The sequence below is a fragment of the Facklamia sp. P12937 genome, from assembly GCF_050409505.1.
Taxonomy (GTDB): Bacteria; Bacillota; Bacilli; order Lactobacillales; family Aerococcaceae; genus Facklamia.
The window spans coordinates 17,762-38,663 of sequence record NZ_JBNUPI010000017.1; the positions used below are offsets into that span (position 1 = coordinate 17,762).

A 20,902-nucleotide genomic window follows, 5' to 3' on the forward strand; every position below is an offset into this window, starting at 1 on the left:
GGGGTAGACGAATGCACATTAAAGAAGCAAAATTTGTAATTTCAGCTGTTCAAGAGTCCCAAGCGCCACAAGATGAAGTGCCTGAGATTGCCCTTGCCGGGCGGTCAAATGTTGGCAAATCCAGTTTTATTAACAAGGTCCTCCAACGTAATAAGTTGGCCCGGACCTCTGGACAGCCCGGTAAGACCCAAACTTTAAACTTTTATTCGGTAAACGACGCTGCTTTTCGTGTCGTGGATGTGCCAGGTTATGGATACGCTCGGGTCTCCAAGCTAAATCGTAAAAATTGGGCCAAGATGAATTTGAATTTTCTACGGCAAAGAAGAAATCTTCGTTTATTAATCCTCTTGATGGATATTCGTCACGAGCCCACTCAATTAGACAAAGCAATGTATCAATTTGCCGAAGAATTAGACATTCCTTTTGCCATTTGTTTGACCAAGGCGGACAAAATCAAAAAAAGCCAATGGAATAAACATTTATCCCTCTATAAGAAAAGTTTAAATTTACCAACAACCGATGCGCTTTTCACTTTTTCATCGGTAACCGGAGAAGGTCGCGAAGATATTTTAGACTTGTTTGAAAGTTTATTAATGGATGAATAGGAGTCAATAAAGTGAAAAAGCTATGTTCTACTTATACCAAGAAGGAATTTTCATGGATTCTACAAGACTGGGCCAATTCTGCCTATTCTTTAATGATCACCACTGCTTTATTCCCTATATTTTATAAGAGTATTGCCACCAATGCGGGGGTCTCTGATGCTAATTCAACAGCTTATCTTGGTTATACCAATGCTATCGGGACGATCGCTGTCGCTATGATGGCTCCTTTTTTAGGGACTTTAGCAGATTTTCCTGGTTACCGTAAAAAATTATTTACCACTGCTACGCTCTTAGGTGTTTTCTCAGTGCTATCGATGATTTTGATTGGTCAAGTTTCTTGGCAGTGGCTATTGGTACTTTATGGCTTTTCAGCTGTCGGTTTTTCGACTGCTAATATTTTTTATGATGCTTCCTTGATGGATGTCACCAGTCGCGACCGTTTGGACTTAGTGTCCTCAGCCGGTTTTGGTTTTGGTTATATCGGAAGTGTGATTCCTTTCTTAATTTTTATGCTTTTACAATTTTCAGGTGGGTTAAAAGAGGGTGTAGTGGTTAATATCGGTTTTCTTTTAACGGCTGTTTGGTGGTTTGTTTTTACCATTCCTTATTGGAAAAATGTCGACCAGGTCTATATGGACCAACCAAAGCAGCCCCATATTATCGCTTCAACTTTAGCTTCTCTCAAAGAAACTCTAACGGAACTAACCAAAGACAAGGTGATTGTTTATTTCTTAATCGGCTATTTCTTCTACATAGACGGGGTAGGAACGATTATCAAAATGGCTACCTCCATCGGAAGTGACCAGGGCTTAACAGCTACTCAGTTAATATTGATGTTGTTAGTGGTTCAAATAGTTGCCTTTCCGTGCTCGATTATTTATGGCATCTTAGCCAAACGCTGGGGAAGGCGCACTATGCTTTTTACAGGTATTGGGACCTACATTCTAATTTGTTTAATGGCCTTATCCTTATCCTCTTTTGTGGATTTTATGATCATCGCTATCTTAGTAGGTTCAGCTCAAGGTGGGATTCAATCTCTTAGTCGTTCTTATTTTGGTTCTATTATTCCACTGGAGAAAAATAACCAGCTTTTTGGTATTTATAATATTTTCGGTAAATTTTCATCAGTTTTAGGTACCACCATTCTGGGAATTATTACCCAACTAACGGGCGATTCGCTCAAAGGCTTGTTTGTAATTGTGATTCAATTTATGATGGGTGCCTTCCTACTGTGGAAAGCTAAAAAGCCAATTACTAAAGCTGTTTAAAACAAGCTTGAAATTTTATTAGAGGAGGCAGGCCATGGCCTATATACCGAATGAGGTGATTGATGCTATCAGGCAGTCGGTTAAAATCGAAGACGTTGTCAGTCAATATGTGCAACTGACTAAAAGGGGTCCAGGCTACTCTGCCTCTTGCCCTTTTCATGAAGACAATAACCCATCCTTTTCCATTCATACCGAAAAGCAAATCTTCAAATGCTTCTCTTGTGGTAGAGCGGGCAATGTCTTTGGTTTTATCCAGGAAATTGAATCGCTATCCTTTAAACAAGCGGTTATTAAGGTGGCAGAGTTTGCAGACTACCCTTTGGATTCAAGTTTATTAGCTGAAGATGATTATAGTCCAATTCCTCATCAAGATAAACAATTGTATGCGATCTATGAAAAAGCTAGTCAATTCTATCATTACTTTTTAACTGCTACAGAAAATGGTAATCAAGCTTATGCTTATTTAAGCGATCGTGGCTTAAAGAAGGAAACGATTGACGCCTTTGCTTTAGGGTTAGCGCCTGATAATTCTGAGCTCTTATGGACTTATTTAAAGGATCAGTCTTTCACTGAAGAAGAATTACTGACTTCGGGTATTTTTTACCAAGCTGAAAATAGTCCAGCCATTATCGACCGCTTTCGTGGACGGATTATCTTCCCTTTGAGATCGAATCAAGGAAAGGTTTTAGCCTTTTCTGGACGCCTCTATCAAGCAGGGGACTCTCGCAAGAGTAAGTATGTTAACTCGCCTGAAACCACTATTTTTCATAAGAGTCAGCTGGTTTATAATCTTGATTTGGCACGACCAGCCATTCGCAAGTTAAAACAAATTATAGTTTGTGAAGGTTTTATGGATGTGATTGCACTTTACGAAGCAGGATTCGAACAGGCAGTAGCTACCATGGGGACTAGCTTGACCCATGATCACTTGTCTTATTTGACCAAATTAGCCAATGAAATTCTCTTTGTATTTGATGGCGATGAAGCAGGGCAAAAAGCTACAGCTAAAGCCTTTGAATTGGGAAAAGATTTTCCCAAAGCCCAATTTAAATCAATCCTTTTACCTAGAGGGATGGACCCTGATGAGTGGTTGAAAGCCAGGGGAAAAGAATCCTTCCAAACACTTTTAAACCAAGCACAAACTTCCTTTAATTTTTTCAAAAATTATCACAAGCAATTCTTTCAAATGGATGATAAAGCTGCTGTGGCGGAATATATCGACCGTTTATTAGTTGATTTAAACAAAATCCAATCACCCGTCGAGAAACAATTGTATCTGGTGGAACTTGCTGAAGAATTTCAAATAGCAGAAAGCTTCTTGCAAGAGCGAATGTTGCGCTTGAGTGGAGGTCAAAGAAAGACTGCTAAAAAGCAACCAGCTATCAACCATCATCAACCACCTCCGCAATTACAAAGTGATCAGCAGGCCTTAAAAGTAGATTCTTTTAAAGCCTTTCAAAGTGAAAAATTATGGTTAGGCTTTTTAATGTACTATCAAGAGGCTTGGAATTATTTAGAAAAATTAAATGAGCTGCCATTTCTCTACCATGACTTTTCACAAAAGGCCTTTCTAGCCTTGACGGATTACTATTATCAAGGCAACAAATTGCCTTTAACAGGAATAGTTGGTAATATTGAAGAGGTTCAAGTCAATAGTCTTTTAACGAATGTAATGTGGGATTTTGAACCGATTGGTTATCAAGATCAAGCGATGACCGACTGTTTAAATACCATCCAAATCGCCTTTTTAGAACAAGAAATTGAAGAATTAAAGACCCAATTTAAACAATATCACCAACAGCAAGAAGCCGATAAGGCAACCGAGGTGATTAATCGCTTAATGGTGTTGCAAAGAAAATTAAAGACAAAAGAATAGGGGGCTTACTTTATGGCAAAAGAAAAGAAAGACAATAAAGCAAGTAAAAATGAATTAAAGCTGACTTTAGACCAGGCCACTGAAAAGCTGATAAAAGAAAAGAAAATTCTCGGTCAAGTTCACTATGATGACTTGAGCAATCAATTAGCCATTCCATATAAATTAGATGCCAATGGCATTGATAAGCTCATTCAAAAGGTGGAAGACCAAGGGATTGCGGTAGTAGGTGACGATGGTGGACCAACCAAGCAACAAATGGTTAGAGCAGAAGACGTTAAACCAGAAGAAGTCCTAACAGCCGCCCAAAAAGCAGCCGCTTCAAAAATAAAGGTAGCAGATCCTGTTCGTATGTATTTAAAAGAAATTGGTCGTGTCGATCTATTAAATGCAGATGAAGAGGTCGAATTGGCCAAGCGTATCTTAGAAGGCGATGAATTAGCTAAGCAAGAATTGGCTGAAGCCAACCTTCGTTTAGTAGTATCGATTGCTAAGCGTTATGTGGGTCGTGGTATGTCCTTCTTAGACCTCATTCAAGAAGGGAATATGGGCTTGATGAAGGCGGTTGAAAAGTTTGACCATACTAAAGGGTTCAAATTCTCAACTTACGCTACTTGGTGGATTCGTCAAGCCATCACACGAGCCATTGCCGACCAGGCGCGAACCATTCGTATCCCGGTTCATATGGTGGAAACCATCAACAAATTAGTAAGAGTCCAAAGACAATTGTTACAAGACCTGGGTAGAGAACCGACGCCTGAAGAAATCGGAGCAGAAATGGATTTACCAACTGAAAAAGTACGTGATATCTTAAAAATTGCTCAAGAACCGGTCTCCTTGGAAACCCCCATTGGTGAAGAGGACGATTCGCACTTAGGTGATTTTATTGAAGACGAAGGCGCCTTAAGTCCAGAAGATCATACGGCTTCAGCCCTCTTAAGGGAACAGTTAGAGGATGTGTTGGATACCTTAACTGACCGTGAAGAAAATGTTCTACGCTTACGCTTCGGCTTGGATGATGGCAATATTCGCACCCTTGAACAAGTCGGTAAGGTTTTTGGTGTAACGCGTGAGCGTATTCGTCAAATCGAAGCTAAAGCTTTGAGAAAATTACGCCATCCTAGTCGGTCTAAACAATTAAAAGACTTTATCGAATAGAATAAGACAAGAAAAACTCCTTCATACGCTTAAATGAGCGGAAGGAGTTTTTCGTGTTTAAGCCTTTACTTGCGAAAGCGCTTTAATCGTTTTATACTTAAAGTAGGCAAAAGGGGGAAGATTAATGGAAAGTTATTTATTAAAGAACGGTGTCAAGATTCCTAAAATTGGTTTTGGTACTTGGAAGTTAAAAGAAGGTGAAGAAGCCTATCAAAGTGTCCTTCATGCCTTAAAGGTAGGCTATCGTCACATTGATACTGCTCAAGTCTATGGCAATGAAGCCAGTGTCGGTCGAGCCATTAAAGATTCAGGTATTCCACGTGAAGAGATCTTTCTAACTACTAAAATCTGGAATGACAAGCATTCCTACAGTCTAGCCAAGCAAGCGGTGGAAGAATCCATGCAAAAGTTGCAAGTAGATTATTTAGACCTTTTGTTAATTCACTGGCCTAATCCCGTTCACTTACGTAAGGACAAGGCATGGATGCAAGCTAATCAAGAAGTTTGGCAGTTGATGGAAGAATTATATCAAGATGGAAAACTAAAAGCCATTGGGGTGTCCAATTTCATGGTTCATCACTTAGCTGCTTTACTAGCCTCTGTCAAGATAAAGCCCATGGTTAACCAAGTCTTACTCGCTCCGGGAACTACGCAAGAGAATTTAGTTAATTTTTGCCAACAACATGATATGGTTCTAGAAGCCTATAGTCCGCTAGGAAGTGGTAGTCTTTTTAAGCAAGTGCCAGTCGAAGAAATAGCAAAAAAATATAAGAAAAGTGTTGCGCAAGTTGCCCTAAGATGGTCGCTTGATAAAGGCTTTCTGCCCTTACCCAAATCAAAAACACCGGCTAATATTGAATCGAACCTAGACATTTTTGACTTTGAGCTAGAAGCAGAAGACCGCAAAAAGTTGGATCAATTAGAGGGGGTGAAAACACAAAGCGACCCTGATCAAGTTGACTTTTAAAAAAGGAACTTTAAACAGATGACCCGGAAGCTTTAATAGCTTTCCGGCTTTTTTTATGATTGAGTGCGTCTAGCTGAATAATAAAAATTTATTAAATATTTACTTAAGTAAGCTATATATTATCGACAAATTGGTTTATAATAAGCGCATAATAGTGACTTTAAGAATGGAAGGAAGGATCAATTGACTTATCAATTATTATTATTTGATTTAGATAACACCTTATTTAATTTTAATCAAGCCCAAGACCAAGCCTTACTTGAATTCTTAAGCCAAGAAGGGGTTCCCCAGCAAGATATTCCTCGTTTTATTGACTACTATGTTTTGCTCAATCATTCTTTATGGGACAAGTTAGAGTTAGGGTTAATTGATCGGCAAACATTAATTTCTAGTCGTTTTGCCTTATTATTTGATCACTTTGGTCATCAGCGAGATGGGGTAGAATTGGCTCAAGCCTATCAAAAGTGTATAGGCAGACAAGCCCAGCTAATTGAAGGTGCAAGAAGCTTCCTCGATGCTTGTCTTAAGGAGGGTAAGCGTCTGTTTGCCATTTCCAACGGTATTTCTGCTATTCAAAGGGCGCGCTTAGAACATGCAAAGTTGAATCCTTATTTTGAAGCAATTTTTATTTCAGAAGAGATTGGTCATGTGAAGCCTTCTAAAGGCTTTTTCGATTATGTCGCTGAAAATATAAGAGAATTCAATTCTAAAAGGACACTCGTTATTGGCGACTCCTTGAGTGCTGATATTCAAGGCGCCTTAAACGCAGGGCTTGATTGTGTTTGGTTTAATCATTTGAATGAAAACAAACAGTCCCACTTACCGGCCAATTATGTGGTCGATAACTATAATGATTTAGCCAAAATCATCTACAGATAAAAAAGGTAGTCTCAAAAATGCTTTTCTAGTATATAATAGACTTATGAAAGGGAGTATCGGATGAATATCGAAAGACTATCTCAACGACTGGAAAAAGTTGCGCAATATATCGTTCAATATGGTCAAGCGCCGATTCGGTTGGCAGATATCGGTAGTGATCACGCTTATTTACCATGTAATTTACTTAAAAACAAACAGATAGAATTTGCAGTGGCAGGTGAGGTAGTGGAAGGACCTTATTTATCGGCTGTGAAACAAGTCAATGAAAGTCAATTGCAAGATAAAATCATCGTCCGTCTTGGCGATGGCTTTGCGGCAGTTGAAGCCAGTGATGCCATTAATACAGCAGCTATCTGTGGTATGGGAGGTGGTTTGATTGTCTCCATCTTAGAAGCAGGTTATCATGCGGGAAAATTACCAAAACTCTTAGTCTTACAAGCTAACACAGCAGTTGCCAAAGTCAGAGCTTGGTTACAAGATCATTATTACCATATTCTTAACGAATGCTTTATTGATGAAAAGGGGCAATTTTATGAAGTAATGGTTGCTCAAAAGCAAGCAGAAAAAGCAATTTACACTGATAAAGAAATCATGTTTGGTCCCATACATTTGACTCAAAGGGGGCCAATTTTTGAAGATTACTGGCATAATGAATTAAACCACCACCATTTTATTCTTAATCAGTTGTTTCATGGAGTAGAATATGAGCAAATGGCCCAAGACCGCAAAAATAAGGTAGACATTATTCAAGCCGAAATAGATAAAATAGAGGAGGTGGTAGACTATGACAAAGCTCTTTTTTAAAGAGTTAATGGCTTATCTCGATCAAAAATATCCTGCGGCTTATGCCGAAGAGTGGGATAAGGTCGGCTTACACTTTGGCCATCCTGAACAAGCGATTAAAAAGGTGATGGTCGCTTTGGATATGCGACCACAAGTGGTTGAAGAGGCTATTGAAGAAGATGTAGATAGCTTGATTTTACACCATCCGCCCCTCTTCAAAGCAATCGAGCGTTTCGACCAGTCTAAGCCCCAGATAAAAATGTATCAAAGAGCCATTCAAGCAGGTATCAATGTCTTTGCCATGCACACCAATTATGACGCCGCCCCTGGTGGCATGAATGATATTTTGGCTCAAGCTATGAAGTTAACTGATATTAAACCCTTAATCGATCTAGAAGAAGGACAGGTAGCGATTGGCCGGATAGGCAACTTGCCTCGAGCTCTAACGCGCCATGAACTCTTTGCCTATGTCAAGCAAGTCTTCAAACGACCTGCTTTAACAGTGATTGAAAAAGTCCCGCAAGCCACTTATCAACGAGTTGCTATTGTAGGCGGAGCCGGAGCCAGCTTTATGGACCAGGTCGAAAAGGTCCAAGCCGATGTCTTTATTACCGGAGATATCAGCTTCCATACAGGGCATGATCTATATGAAAAGCCCTTTATGACTATTGATGCCAGTCATTATATTGAGCATTTATTTATTGAGGTCGAAGTGGCCAGAATAAAAGAAGCTATCGAACAAAAGGGTTGGGATCTTGAAGTGATTGCTTCCACAGTTTCCACTGATCCCTTTACTTATGAATAAAAAGGAGAATGATTATGGACTTATTTGAAAAAACTAAAGAACGTTTAATTCGTTACGCTAAGATTAATACTCGCTCGGATGAGAATTCAACCACCATTCCATCGACTGACATTCAATTTGACCTTTTAAATCTTTTGGTCGATGAATTAAAAGCAATCGGTATGGAAGAAGTGGTGTTAAATCCTGAAAATGCCTTTGTCACAGCTACTTTACCGGCTAATACTGATAAAGAAGTAGCCAGCATTGGCTTTATTGCTCACGTAGATACAGCCGACTTTAATTCTGAAAATGTGCAGCCACAAGTCTTTGAAAACTACGACGGTAAAGATCTGCACTTGAGTGAAGATTGGGTAATGAGAGTTAGTGAATTTCCTAACCTACCACCTTATAAAGGTCAAACCCTCATTACCACTGATGGAACTACTCTGTTAGGGGCTGATGATAAGTCCGGTATTGCTGAGATTGTGACCGCTATGGAGTACTTAATCCAACATCCAGAAATCAAACATGGTAAAATCCGTGTAGCCTTTGGTCCGGATGAAGAAATTGGACGTGGAGCAGATCACTTTGATGCAGAAGGTTTTGCGACAGACTTTGCTTATACCATGGATGGCGGACCGGTTGGCGAGTTAGAATATGAATCCTTTAACGCGGCTCAAGCAGTATTGAAAATTCGTGGTAAAAATATACACCCAGGAACTGCTAAAGGCAAAATGATTAATGCCACAACCATTATGAATCTCTTCATGTCTGATCTTCCACAAGCAGAAGTACCAGAGCAAACTTCTGGCCGCGAAGGTTTCTATCATGTCTTAAGTGTAGAAGGGACGGTCGATGAAGCAGAATTAGTGCTAATTATTCGTGACTTCAACCGTGATCTTTTTGAAAAGCGTAAAGCCAAGGTGGAAGAAATCGTTGCTAACATCAACAAAGAATATGCTGAACCACCTATCACATTGGAAATGAAAGACCAATATTACAACATGGCTGAAATCATTGAAAAGGATATGACACCGGTTGACCTAGCCCAAGCAGCCATGGAAGCTTTAGATATTCCTGTTAACATTGTGCCTATCCGTGGTGGAACCGACGGTTCAAAGATTTCCTTCATGGGGATTCCAACCCCAAATATCTTTGCCGGTGGCGAAAACATGCACGGACGCTTTGAATTCGTGGCAGTTGAATCCATGGTTAAGGCGACAGAAGTAATTATCAAAATTGCGGAATTAAATGCCCAATAAGCAAAAGTTAAATAATAATTACAGGCTGGAGCAGGGATCCAGCCTGTTCTTCTACCTAAAGGAGGAGATAGCGTGACGATTCAATTTGTTACCGGCGACTTGAGTCAAAATAAAAAAAGCCTTCTTATTCAAGCCATCATGGACCAATTGAAAGAAACACCTGACTTAAAAGTCTATTATATCGTGCCAGAACACTTGAAATTTGAAATGGAAAAGTTTGTCTTAGAAGAAATCCGTGACCATCAAGTGGACCAAGCCAGCTCTATTTTTAATTTGCAGGTGGCTTCTTTTTCACGCTTAAACTGGTTCTTGATGAAAGATCAAAAGCCCAGTCATGAGATTAGTGACTTAGGTCTGTCGATGATTGTACGGCAAGTCTTAAGCCAATACCGGGAAAACTTAGTGGTTTACCAAAAGCAGGCTCACTATCAAGGTTTTATCGAAGACTTAGTCGTTCTTTTTAAAGAATTTATCGAAGGCAATATTCAAGTGGAAGATTTGCAAGTTGAGCCAGCGCAAGATTTTACTTGGATGGATTTGGAAATAGAAAAGCAAAAAGAATTACAAATGCTTTATCAAGCCTTTCTAAAGGCACTGAGTGATTTTCGGATTGATAATTTTGCCAAGCAGGAAGACTTGATGGACTATATCAACCATCAAAATTTAAATAAGTATCTCTTTGTAATGGACCACTACTATTACTTTAATAGCCAGGAAATGCAATTACTTTTAAGTTTGGCTAAGCATGCTTGTAAAGTTAAGATTGTCTTGCCCATCAAGAGCGCTGAATTAAGGGCTAATCAAGCCTTGATGACTACCGCTTTACCTTATGCAACCTACTACCGCATTCGCAGTTTAGCTCAGCAGATGGGACTAGCGATTGAACCCGATTGGGAAATTAAAGACCAGGCTTTTAACTACCAAGATTCGATTTTGAGCTTAGCGCAAGCCTTTAAAGCCCAACAAGACTTACTGCCATCAGCTACCCACCAAAGAGCTGATAGGGACTTTAACAGCCACCGCTTTTTACAGTTTGATTCCATCCAGAGTGAATTACGGTATGTCTCCAATCGCATTCATTATCTGGTTACAAAAAAAGGCTACCGTTATAAAGACATTCAAGTCTACACCCGAGATTTAGAAGCCTATCAATCCATGATTGCTCCGATTCTAGCGGCCAATCAAATTCCTTATTTCTTTGACCATGCTAAGGCTATGACTGACCATCCACTTTTTACCCTTATCCAACATCTCATTCGCCTGGACCGCTATAACTGGCGACTGATTGATATTTTAGAAGTTTTAAAATCTCCTTTGGTAAGGCTGGGGCAGTTTCATTCGGCTTTTGCTGAATTAGCTGACCAAGACTTAGAGCGCTTGGTCTATTCCTTTGAGAATTATTTAATAGCCTATCAGTATGAGGGTTATCGCTTTGCTAACCTATCCTATGACTGGCTCTTTATGACGGAAGATGTTTTTTTTCATTCAGCTGAAGGACAGGTCTATGATTTTACACTGGCTGAGGCCTTTAGCTGGATTAGGACCTATCTGGTTGAACACTTTGGATTTAATAAAAAAGCCCTAAAAAGCAGCAAAGGCCAGAATGGATTAGCCGCTAGCTTCTATCAAAAATTAGAAGCAATCGGCATCAGGCAAGCTCTTATGGATTTAAGGGACCGAGCACTTCAAAGGGGTCAGATTGAACAATCGCGCCAAGATGAACAAGTTTGGCAGGTATTGGTCAATAGTCTCGATGAATACCACCAAATCTATGGGCAAGCAGATTTAGACCTAGCCACCTTCTTTGAAATCCTAGAAGCTGGTCTTTCAGCAGCGACCTATCATATCATTCCACCTACTTTGGACCAAGTGATGATTTCAAATATTGTGTCCCCTCAAGTTCAACCTTGTAAAATTGCCTTTGTGATTGGTATGGATCAAAAAGCCTTGCCAGCTAAACAGGCTAGGGATAGTTTGTTGACCCCCAGTCATCGCCAAGCTATCAATCAAGAACTTTTAGCCCATCAATATTTATCCGATCAGGAACATCAAGGGTATCAAATGGAATACTTATTAGCTTATCAAGTCTTACTGTTAGCGACGGATCAATTGATTATTTCCTATGCCATTCATCAAGGCGACCAAGTCCGTAACTTTTCACCATGGTTGCAACAAGCGGCAGACATCGCCAATCTTAAACTGATTCACCAAGCTGACTATAGTAGGGATCTAACTTTAGAAACGCCTTTAAGACTAGCCGATTTTGGACGGTATGCCAGTAACAAGGCCCCTATTTTATATCAAATCCATCAAGACTTTATGCAGGGTAAAAGCCCTCAGCCCGCTTTCTTAGAATTATTGAAGTTGATGGTAGATTATGAAAGGCAAAACAAAGCAAGCCTTAAAGCAAGTGGCATCGTCGACTTAATTATTCAAACCTTTTATTTTAATGACCTACCGGATAAGATTGATAGCGATTTAGCCTTAGCACTCTTCGGTCGCAACTTATCACTATCGGTGTCTCGGATTGAACAATTTTTTGCTGACCCTTATTCCCACTTTTTACGCTATGGATTACGATTGAAGGAAAGAGAACGTTTTGAACTGGATGCTGCGCTTTCAGGTGACTACTTCCACCAGGCCTTAGACCAGTTCAATCAATTGGTACAAGCCCAAGGGAAATCTTTAGCTGACTTGTCAGAAGAAGAAGTTAAGGACTTATTAGGTGGAGTGATTGACGCTTTAAACCAAGATCCTAATTACCAAGTGCTCAGCAAACATCCGCGGATGCAGGCGATTCATCATCTATTAAATCAACGCCTGCTTTATTTTGTTCAATTAATGCAAGAACAAAACAATTTGACTCATTACCAACCCTTAGCCTCAGAATTAGTTTTTGGCACAGGGGGCAATAGTCAAGTGGCTGGCTTTGAATACCCATTGGCTGCGGGAGGATTACTAAGCATAAGAGGGAAGATCGACCGTTTAGATCGTATTCAAAAAGGTCAGCAGAAACTGTTACAAGTGGTCGATTATAAGTCAGGTAAAAAAGACTTTGACTTAGTGGATGCTTATTATGGCTTAGACTTACAATTATTAACTTATTTAGCAGTAGCTTTGAAAAATTATCCTGATTACCAGCCTCTGGGTGCTTTTTACCAGCATCTTTTACCAAGTTTTTATAAGGCGGACAAACATTATGCCCAAGGAGAAGTTGATCAACAGACTAAGACGCTTTTAAGTCAACGAACATTGAGAGGGTTTGTAACCATTGAGGCGGATGACTTACAAATAGTTGAATCCTTTGATCACCAAGCTAGTAAAAGTCGCATTTATCCGGTGACTTATACCAAGACGGGCTATCATGCTAGAAGTCCTTTCTTTACTAAAGAAGAAGTCGATTTACTCTTAGATTATACGCATTATCAATTCCAACAAGCAGCTCAGGCTATTCAAAGTGGTGATATTGCCTTAGCTCCTTTTTACGAAAATCCTTATACCCTCTCCTTAAATGCTCAATACCGAGTGATTACAGGCTTCGATGGAACACAATCTTTCCACCGTTATCGCCATAAGCAAGTCAATAAAAAAGAAGTTTTGGCTCATATGAAGGAAAAATTACTTAACAAAGCAGCAAGCGAAGGAGGCGATCATCATAGAAACCCTACCAATTAAACCGGATAATAGTAAATTTAACAACGAACAATGGCAGGCTATTCATCAAAGGGGAAATAACATCTTAGTCGCTGCGTCAGCGGGTTCAGGTAAGACCACGGTCTTAATCGAACGGATTATGAATCATCTACTGACACGTTATGCCGAATTGAAAGAAGTCTTAGTCGTGACCTTTACTGAGTCTGCGGCCAATGAGATGAAAGAACGAATGGAGAAACGGTTAAAATCAGCGGTGAACCAATCGCTAGACGGGGAAGAAAAGCGATACTTGCTTAGTCAAATTAATCAGCTGCCTAGTGCCCACATCCAAACACTTCATTCATTTTGTTTATTTGTGATTCAAAACTTCTTCTATCTGGAAGCTATTAATCCAGCCTTCAACCTCTTAAGTGATGAAAGTCAAAAACAAGTCATGGTGGAAGAAGTCTGGGACAAGCTTATTGATCAAATTAGTCAATCCGATTCTCAACTGGCAGTCACACAAGCCGATTATCAAGACCTATTAATTCGTTTAACCAGTGGTCGTGATGATCAAGCCTTGCGTTCAATTGTTTTAGATATTTATGAGTTTGCCCGCGCCAATCCGGAACCCTTAATCTGGTTGGACCAAATGGTGGCTGAGACCGATGGTTTGGAAAGCTTTTGGAAGAGTGAACTCTATCAAGAAAGTCTAAAAATCCAACTTCAAGCACAGTTAAAGCTTGCTGATCGTTCTTATCAAGATGGCTTGAGTCTCTTAGCTTCTTGTTCAAGGCCGACGCTAGATAAGTTTGAACCAGTATTATCTGCAGAAGGCCAGCGCGTGGTCGAACTAACAGAAGCTTTCTTACAAAACGATATGGCCCACTTTAGTCAACTTTTAGATAACCTAAGCTTTAGCCGCTGGCCGAGTTCAAGAGGAAAAGCCCATGAAGAAGACTTAGAAACACTGCAGATAATTAAGCAATACCGTCAGGCTAGTAAGGATACTTTGGTTAAGATTCAGTCTTACTTTCCTTATCCTTATCAAACTATGCAGGAAGTCGAAGCGGCGATTCAACCCTACTTAAGAAAATTAAGCGATCTAAGTAAATTATTTTACCAAGCCATGCAAGACTATAAATTTCAAGAAGGGTGGATTGATTATTCAGATCTTGAGCACTTAACCTTGCAGATTTTAGCCCCTTATAATGCTCAATCAGGTAAACGTAAGCCATCGGCGGCAGCTGAATATTTCCAAGCCCTCTTTGAAGAAGTCTTAGTGGATGAGTATCAAGACATTAACGAAATCCAAGCAGCTATCTTATCCTACTTATCACGTGAAAGGGTGGAAGCGACCAAAGGCAATCTCTTTATGGTAGGAGATGTCAAACAGTCTATCTATGGCTTTCGGATGGCAGAACCATCCCTATTCCTCCAAAAATACCGTACTTACCAAACCAGTGACCAAGGTCACTTGATTATCTTGGATAAGAATTACCGCTCAAGGGACCAAGTCCTTAACTTTACCAATTATCTGTTTGAACGCTTGATGGATGAATCCTTTGGAGAAATGACCTATGGTAAAAATGAGCGTTTGATGACCGGCAACCAGGACTTCACAATTGCAAAGGAAATAGACCACTATGCCATTGAATTGCTCTTACATAGCAAGGAACGCTCAGACGAAGAAGATCAAATGCAAGCAGATCGTCCTGATTTATTAATAGACAAGGGAATTGATTACCAAGCCCATCTGATTGCTCAAGATATCCAAGCTAAGTTGCGCGCAGGCTATCAAATCTATGATAAAGAATTGGGTAAGGATCGTTTGATGACCTTTAAGGATATTGTGGTGCTAAGTTCTACCAAATCCAGCTTTGCCAATTTGCAGGCAGCCTTCAGCCATTATCAGCTACCTTTTACTTCACAAGCCATTGAGACCTATTTCCAGCGACAAGAGATTCAGTTAATTTTAGCCCTCTTAAAATTAATCGATAATCCCATGCAGGATATTCCTCTGGTCGCTATTCTCAAGTCTTTCTTTGTAGGCTTGAGTGACAATGACTTAGCCTTGATTCGGGTTAATCATCCACAAGCTTCCTTCTATCAAGCGGTAGAAGGCTTATTGAGTCAAGCATTTGAAAAGGATCAGCCATTATTAGCCATACAAAAGAAAGTGCAAAACTTTTTTACCCAACTTGCAAAATGGCGTGACTTTGCTGGCCACCAGGCTATTGATGAAGTCATCTGGCAAATCTATCTAGACACTTCCTTCTTAGACTATGTAGTGGGCTTAGATATGGGGCGCCAACGTCAGCTTAATCTTCATGCTTTTTATCAAAAAGCTCAAACCATTAATCAAGGTTTAGGAGGCAGTTTAGCAAGTTTTATCCACTATATTGAGACTCTTTTAGAACAAGACAAAGACTTGGCAGAACCCCTACAATTAGACAAGGATCAAAATATGGTGCGGGCTATGACCATTCATGCTTCTAAGGGGAGTGAGTTCCCGGTTGTCTATTTAATTAACAGTAATCACCGCTTTAATTTAATGGATAGCCAAAAAGCTATTGTGGCGACCAAGCATTATGGAGTGGGTATGAACCACTACCAAACGGATGACTTTGTCTATTATCAATCCATCAGTAAAACCTCGCGACAAATGCTCCTAGATCAAGCAGCAAAAGCCGAAGAATTAAGGGTACTCTATGTAGCTTTGACGCGAACCGAGCAGAAATTAATGATAGTGGGTTCGATTGAGAGTAGGGAAAAATGGCAAGAAAAGGGCGACCATTATCAAATGATGACTGACCCTGACAGCTTGCAAGTGGCCCTAGAACTCAGATCACAAGCTAATAGTTTCTTGGATTGGATTCATCAGGCGACTTCCCTCGCTCAAAGAAACCATCAATCACTCGCCACAATTACTGCTCAAGACTTTATCACACGTATCTATACTGAAGACCAAATTCAAGCCAATGTACCTAGCGTGACGGCTAGCCATCCAATAGCCAGCCCACCGGCCTGGTTGAAGGCGCTACAAAAGGGCGAAGCTTTCGATCAACCCAAGCACAAGCATGAGAGGATCAACCAGCTTGAAGAATTGCTAACTGCTCAATACCCTTATCAATTAGCCAGTCAGACAGCTGCCTATCAATCTGTTTCGGAATTAAAACGTTTGTTCGAAGAACCACCGCATCCAGCTCTTTCTTTTTATGCAGACCGGCGGAAGGGATCTATGCATGAGCTAGATGCATCCATTGATATAGATCAAGGGAATCAAGGGATTCAAGGGATTCGCTATACGCAAGATACCTTTGAAGCCCCAAGCTTTATGCAGTCCAAAACGCTTGATGCAGCTCGGATAGGAACTTTGAACCACTATCTGATGGAGCAGGTGGACTTTGGTCCCTTTAAATTAGCTGACCCAGCCGATTATAACCAGATCTTACAAGACCAGATCCAATCGATGATCGAGCGAGGTTTGATGGAAGCAGAAGATCGGCCACATCTGTACCTGGAAACAATTCTTAACTTCCTCCGAAGTCCGATCGGCCAACAAATGATAGAAAACAGCGATCAACTTAAACGGGAACAAGCTTTTTCTTACCTGGTACCGGCTAAGGACTTGTTCGCCAATCTGACTGAGAGCAAGCAAAGTATGCAGATGGAGCAAGATTCGATTCTGGTTCACGGGGTAATTGATAGCTATTATGTGATACCTAATCAAGGTTTTGTCTTGATTGACTTCAAGACGGACCGCTACCGTCCGCATCTGAGTCAATCCAAACAAGAACAATTGGAAGGGTTAAAAGACAAGTATCGCTACCAGTTGAAACTTTACAAGGACGCCTTAGCTAGCCACCTTAAACTACCTAATATTGGTACTTATATCGTGGCCTTAGGCTTCGACCAGGTGGTTGCGATGGATGAACAGATGAATCAGTAATCGTTTTATTAAGCATTCGCAAAAGAAGCATGGGTCTTTTGACCTAAGCCTAAAGCGGATGCTTTTTTTCAGATGAATGCTCGCAAGGAATCGCTTGCTTTTAAAGGTTGTTTAGGGTAAACTTTCCCTAAACAAGGCAAATTTAATAAATTTCCTTGAATGAGGAAAGAAATATCAATTACTTTCCTCAAGGAAAGGGAAACCTAACCAGTTATGATCGTAAGTTTCTTCTAACAATGGTAAAAAATGAAGTAAGTAGGCAGGAAGGAGGAGTTCGATGGCTAGTGATGTGGTTATTATCGGGGATTTTATTAAGTCTAAGCAAATCAAAGAACGCAAGGTATTCCAAAAGCAAGTGCAAGACATATTCAAGCGCCTTAATCAGAAGTATCAAAAGCAGTTGCTTTCTCAATTGACCTTAACAGTTGGCGATGAGTTTCAAGTGATTATGAAGTTGGATTCAAACTGGCTGAACTTTTTAGATGACTTATATGTCACATTGCCCCATCCTTTTCGGCTGGGAATCGGTATCGGTGAGATCACGACGGCCATCGATCCTGAACGAAGTATCGGAGCCGATGGTCCAGCCTTTTGGCGAGCGCGAGAGGCGATTGAAGCTGTCCACCGTAATCATTATGGTAACAAGTGTCATCTGGCGCTCAGGACCCAAGACGATTCGATTAATCAGATGGTCAATAGCCTGTTTCTCTTGAGTGAAACCTTGAAAAGTCAATGGACCGACCTGCAACGGGAGACTTTCAAGTTGATGCTTGAAGAGGGGATCTACCAAGCGGAATTTGATCAGGCCCATTTTGCCCAAACGATTCAAATCAGTCAGAGCAGTTTGAGCAAGCGCTTATCACTGGGTAATATTAAGATCTACTTGAGGGGTCGAGAAACGATTGCAGAATTTTTGGAGGGGAATCATGAGTCCCTTTAATCAATGGACAAACATGATTTTAATCCTGCACTTTTTAGGTGATTTTCAATTACAAAGTCCTCAATTAGCTGTTGACAAGCAGCCTAACAGGCAAGCCTTGGCAACTCATTTAGTGATTCATGGCCTCTTTTTCTTCTATCCCTTAATCCGGAGCTTATACTATCAAGTCTTTTGGCCGGCCTTTTATGCTTATCTGATGCCTTGGAATAGTTACAGTCTGATCGACTGTATAAAGAGTGGCTTTGAAAAGCTTCAGCCTTCTTATCGCTTATATACTTTCTTAATTGATCAAATCCTACATATTGTCCTCATCATTCTCTTGGTCAAGTGTTTTTTACTAACTCCTTAGGGTCTGTTTTCCCTGCGTTTTGAACCGTCAAATGCTGACGAGGTTATTAGCGATCCTTTTGGTCGGCAAGCCGGCTAATGTTTTATTTAAACTAGCCTTCAGTCCTTATCCTCAAAGTCAGGCCATTCAGCAAGAAGGTCTACAAGGGGTGGGCGCTTTAATCGGTCATTTGGAGCGGATTCTTTCCTTGATCTTTTTAGGCATGGGCCAGGTGAATGCGATTGGTTTGATTTATACGGCCAAATCCATTGCGCGTTTCAAACATTTAGAAGAAGACAAGGGGGTTGCGGAGTATTATTTGATGGGAAGCTTATACAGTATTCTGTATGCCCTGTGTGTCTATTTCTTAGTCTTAGCTAGTTAGCAGCTATTAAATGAAAAAAGGAGGCCCCAAACATGAAAGTAAAGATTCTATTTATCCTTCTTGTAGCGCTAGTGACCTATCTAGTCTGGTTGGCTAATCATTTAGATATTGGTCAAGAAGTGGTTGAAGCTGAGGTGGTGATTGTACCAGGTGGGGAAATAGTTCGTCCCTTGAAGGCAGCTGAATTAATCCAAGAAGGCTATGTCACATCACACTCAATGATTGTTTCTCCCTTAAATGAGTTTATCGGCACCAAACCCTTAATTGACTTTATAACTGACACCGGTTTATCGGAAGACCAAGTGATTGGAGAATTAGAAGCAACTTCTACTTGGACCAATGCGACCAATTCTATCGCCATCATGGAAGAAAGGGGATGGCAAACGGCCTTAGTAGTTACGACCGACTATCATAGCCGGCGCACTCGATTGGCTTTTGAGCGTGCGAGTCGGGGAAAGGATATGCACTTTTATTATGTCAGTGCTTATTTAAAGAATGCTCAGGGTGAGGAAGTCCTTTATCAAGACAGTCGCCAGGCCTTAAGGATAATGGCTTCTGAAGTCTATAAATACATCGGCTATTATCTAGAACTCTATTATTGGATTGACCAATAAATAATTGAATTAGAAAAGGTAGACAAAAATGACGAAACGTTTTATTCCATTTGATTTATTACGAGGGCTTGCAACGATAGCGGTCCTCTTGATTCATCTTACAGCCCCTTTATTAGGAGAGAACAAACTATGGATCCTAGCCCTTAATCAAGCGACACGCTTTGCGGTAGCTGTCTTTTTAATGCTTTCAGGTTGGGGTTTGGATCGGACCGATGCTTTGGATTCACAACTTGATTACCCCGCCTTCTTAAAAGACCGCCTCATAAAAATTATTCCGGCCTATTTGTGCTGGTCTTTAATCTATGCTTGGGCTAATTTCTGGTTGGTAGGTGAAGAATTGAGTCTTTTGACCTTCTTGCAGTTTCTCTTGCTAGGGAAGACTTCCTATCACTTGTATTTTGTTCCATTAATTGTGGGACTTTATATCTTTTACCCACTTTTATCTAAAATTGCCGATAACAAGTTCTTAGCCATAGCCTTCGTGGGTCTTTTCATCTTCCAAGATGTCAGTGATCACCTACTAGGCTATATTCCTTATGATAAGGTCCAAGACTATTATAGCTATGCTTTTTGCTTCTTCTTTGGCATTTGGTTAAGCCGGGACTTTCAAGCTAAGCTTAAAAGCTTTCAAGTTTATCGTTATGGTATCTTGATTTATACGGTAATAATGCTAGGCTTGTTGATTGAAGAATCTTATCTAAGTGGGGGAGCAGTGATTGCCAATACGAGACCTTTGGTTACTTTCTATTCGATCGGTTTGGTCTTGACTTTCATGTTATATAGGTTGCCTTTTGAGAAGCTTTTCCTATGGTTTAGTCGGTATTCTTTCTTAATTTATCTTTCTCATGTTCTTTTCTTGAAAATACTTGAAGGGACGGTTGAAAAAATTGGCTTATCGATGCCCCCTCTTATCTATGTTAGTGTGGTTGGAAGTGGGTTATTCATATGCCTTTATCTCTTAATAAAAGTTGTCGACCGTGAGCCTTTTAAACGCTGGCTTAGCTAGGTTATGTAATAAATGTAATCTTTGAAAGAAAAACGAAGAATGCCTTCAAAATGAGATTTCTTGTGTTATACTTTTAACGGTGAATATAAGAATAGTAATGATATTATTTTAAAGAGATTTTATTTAAAAATCATTTAGAATATTTATATCATTTACTTAATAGTTTCATGAGGTAAATTTTAAAATGAACTTAGCCATTTAAAATAGAAAAAGAGCCAGTGAGTCTGGTAATCTATGTAGTAACAACACAAACATAGAACAGGAGACTCCACATGGCTCAAACATATTATACCACATCCCCCAAAGGCGAGCATCTATCTTATGAAGAACGTGTGAAGATTGAAGCGTATAAAACACAAGTCCCTCCTCCATCCAACCGAGCAATCGCTCGATTGCTCGGACGTTCACCACAGACCATTCATACAAAAGTGAAACGCGGGACAGTTACTCAGAAACGCAAACAAT

The 20,902-nt window shown here is 40.2% G+C and carries 17 protein-coding genes; all 17 read left to right on the forward strand.

Translation table 11 applies throughout. From position 1 onward, the window contains the following. Positions 1–11: 11 nt before the first annotated feature. Entirely contained in the window at positions 12–605 is a 594-nt protein-coding gene (gene yihA / locus ACQV2R_RS07050; RefSeq protein ID WP_428873631.1) for a ribosome biogenesis GTP-binding protein YihA/YsxC, read from the forward strand. Positions 606–616: 11 nt separating this feature from the next. Next, positions 617–1,873 carry an MFS transporter gene (locus ACQV2R_RS07055; RefSeq protein ID WP_428873632.1) on the forward strand — a complete coding sequence of 419 codons (1,257 nt, stop codon included), beginning with the start codon at positions 617–619 and terminating at the stop codon, positions 1,871–1,873. A gap of 34 nt (positions 1,874–1,907) precedes the next feature. Next, a complete protein-coding gene (gene dnaG / locus ACQV2R_RS07060; RefSeq protein ID WP_428884806.1) occupies positions 1,908–3,749 on the forward strand; it encodes a DNA primase in 1,842 nt (613 codons plus the stop codon). Between the two features lie 12 nt (positions 3,750–3,761). Next, positions 3,762–4,904 (forward strand): RNA polymerase sigma factor RpoD, encoded by a 1,143-nt coding sequence (gene rpoD / locus ACQV2R_RS07065; protein ID WP_428873634.1) that lies wholly within the window; start codon positions 3,762–3,764, stop codon positions 4,902–4,904. A gap of 124 nt (positions 4,905–5,028) precedes the next feature. After that, the gene (locus ACQV2R_RS07070; protein WP_428892007.1) at positions 5,029–5,871 is read left to right on the forward strand and encodes an aldo/keto reductase; all 843 of its coding nucleotides are present in this window, start codon (positions 5,029–5,031) and stop codon (positions 5,869–5,871) included. Positions 5,872–6,054: 183 nt separating this feature from the next. Next, positions 6,055–6,750: a YjjG family noncanonical pyrimidine nucleotidase gene (locus ACQV2R_RS07075; RefSeq protein ID WP_428892008.1), complete on the forward strand. Its 696-nt coding sequence runs from the start codon at positions 6,055–6,057 to the stop codon at positions 6,748–6,750. Between the two features lie 60 nt (positions 6,751–6,810). Continuing rightward, positions 6,811–7,554 carry a tRNA (adenine(22)-N(1))-methyltransferase gene (locus ACQV2R_RS07080; RefSeq protein WP_428873637.1) on the forward strand — a complete coding sequence of 248 codons (744 nt, stop codon included), beginning with the start codon at positions 6,811–6,813 and terminating at the stop codon, positions 7,552–7,554. Continuing rightward, complete coding sequence (locus tag ACQV2R_RS07085; protein ID WP_428873638.1) at positions 7,535–8,338, forward strand: Nif3-like dinuclear metal center hexameric protein; 804 nt, start codon at positions 7,535–7,537, stop codon at positions 8,336–8,338. Before ACQV2R_RS07080 ends, ACQV2R_RS07085 begins: the two co-directional genes overlap by 20 nt. A gap of 14 nt (positions 8,339–8,352) precedes the next feature. Beyond that, positions 8,353–9,579: a peptidase T gene (pepT, locus tag ACQV2R_RS07090; protein ID WP_428873639.1), complete on the forward strand. Its 1,227-nt coding sequence runs from the start codon at positions 8,353–8,355 to the stop codon at positions 9,577–9,579. 72 nt (positions 9,580–9,651) lie between these two features. After that, positions 9,652–13,254 carry a PD-(D/E)XK nuclease family protein gene (locus tag ACQV2R_RS07095; protein WP_428892009.1) on the forward strand — a complete coding sequence of 1,201 codons (3,603 nt, stop codon included), beginning with the start codon at positions 9,652–9,654 and terminating at the stop codon, positions 13,252–13,254. After that, positions 13,250–17,164, forward strand: coding sequence for a helicase-exonuclease AddAB subunit AddA (addA, locus tag ACQV2R_RS07100; protein WP_428892015.1), 3,915 nt, complete (start codon positions 13,250–13,252; stop codon positions 17,162–17,164). The genes ACQV2R_RS07095 and addA overlap by 5 nt, the downstream gene beginning before the upstream one ends. A gap of 277 nt (positions 17,165–17,441) precedes the next feature. Then, on the forward strand, positions 17,442–18,104 hold the full coding sequence (locus ACQV2R_RS07105) for a SatD family protein (protein WP_428873641.1): 663 nt from the start codon (positions 17,442–17,444) through the stop codon (positions 18,102–18,104). Further along, on the forward strand, positions 18,091–18,453 hold the full coding sequence (locus tag ACQV2R_RS07110; protein WP_428892010.1) for a DUF3307 domain-containing protein: 363 nt from the start codon (positions 18,091–18,093) through the stop codon (positions 18,451–18,453). The genes ACQV2R_RS07105 and ACQV2R_RS07110 overlap by 14 nt, the downstream gene beginning before the upstream one ends. A 31-nt stretch (positions 18,454–18,484) precedes the next feature. Then, entirely contained in the window at positions 18,485–18,817 is a 333-nt protein-coding gene (locus ACQV2R_RS07115; protein WP_428892011.1) for a hypothetical protein, read from the forward strand. Between the two features lie 32 nt (positions 18,818–18,849). Beyond that, positions 18,850–19,431: a YdcF family protein gene (locus ACQV2R_RS07120; protein ID WP_428892012.1), complete on the forward strand. Its 582-nt coding sequence runs from the start codon at positions 18,850–18,852 to the stop codon at positions 19,429–19,431. Between the two features lie 28 nt (positions 19,432–19,459). Continuing rightward, entirely contained in the window at positions 19,460–20,437 is a 978-nt protein-coding gene (locus ACQV2R_RS07125; protein ID WP_428892013.1) for an acyltransferase, read from the forward strand. A gap of 272 nt (positions 20,438–20,709) precedes the next feature. Then, a partial coding sequence (locus tag ACQV2R_RS07130; RefSeq protein ID WP_428892014.1) for a helix-turn-helix domain-containing protein occupies positions 20,710–20,902 on the forward strand: 193 nt, incomplete at its 3' end.